The sequence below is a fragment of the Pseudomonas sp. NPDC087598 genome, assembly GCF_044743525.1.
Taxonomy (GTDB): Bacteria; Pseudomonadota; Gammaproteobacteria; order Pseudomonadales; family Pseudomonadaceae; genus Aquipseudomonas.
Genome location: NZ_JBIUWQ010000165.1, coordinates 1 through 1,050, shown reverse-complemented (window position 1 = coordinate 1,050; position 1,050 = coordinate 1). Strand labels below are relative to the sequence as shown.

Below are 1,050 nucleotides of genomic sequence, written 5' to 3'. Positions count from 1 at the left end.
GATGTACATCACGCCGATTTTCTTGTGGTCGACCGACGTCAGCCACTCGGTCCACAAGTAAGTCCACTTCTTGAAGTAGGTGATTGCAGCGAACAGCGCCAGACCACCGAGGGCGATCATGGCGATGGTCACCATCACGATCGGCTCGTGGAATGGGACTGCTTCCCAACTTAATTTACCAAACATCGTTTACTCCTCTGCCCCGGCAGCTGAATGCGAACTCGAGTCAATTTCCGTGGCCGCCACTTCTTTCTCTTTCTTCTCGTGCTTCAGCGGCTTGCCCGGCTTCATACCTTCGTACTTGTCGACGATGATCTGGAACTGGTTCGGCGTGACCGAGGAGTAGAGCTCGACTGGGTTGTTCTGGCTTGGCTTGGCAAGGGCTGCGTATTCAGCTTGATCAAGCTGTTTAGGTGACTTCTTGACTTCACTTACCCAGGCGTCGAAATCTTCCTGAGTCGTAGAGATAGCTTTGAACTTCATGCCGGTGAAACCCGCGCCGCTGTAGTTGGCGGAGATACCGTCCATTTCAGCGTTACGGTCAGCGATCAGGTGCAGTTTGGTCTGCATGCCCGCCATCGCGTAAATCTGGCCGCCCAGACCCGGGATGAAGAACGAGTTCATCACAGCGTCAGAGGTGATCTTGAAGTTGATTGGCGTGTGCGCCGGGAACACGATCTTGTTGACCGTGGCAATGCCTTGTTCCGGGTAGATGAACAACCACTTCCAGTCCAGCGCGACCACTTCGATGGTCACTGGCTTGACGTCGGATTGAATCGGACGATAAGGGTCCAGTTCGTGGGTCGAAATGTAGGTGATGTAACCCAGGGCAATGATGATCAGGACCGGGATGGTCCAGACTGCCACTTCGATTTTGGTCGAGTGCGACCATTTCGGGGTGTAGATCGCGTCCTTGTTAGAGGCGCGGTACTTCCAGGCGAACAGGAAGGTCATGACGATAACCGGCACAACGACCAACAGCATCAGCAGCGTGGCGGTGATGATCAGGTTGCGCTGTTCCAGGCCGACCTGGCCCGTTGGATTGAGCAA

The 1,050-nt window shown here is 54.7% G+C and carries 2 protein-coding genes; both read right to left on the bottom strand.

Translation table 11 applies throughout. The features are described 5' to 3' along the window. On the bottom strand, positions 1-186 hold a 186-nt coding region (locus ACIOWE_RS30300; protein ID WP_401398646.1), incomplete at its 3' end, for a hypothetical protein. A 3-nt stretch (positions 187-189) separates the two neighbouring features. Further along, a partial coding sequence (gene cyoA / locus ACIOWE_RS30295) for a ubiquinol oxidase subunit II (protein WP_401398644.1) occupies positions 190-1,050 on the bottom strand: 861 nt, incomplete at its 5' end.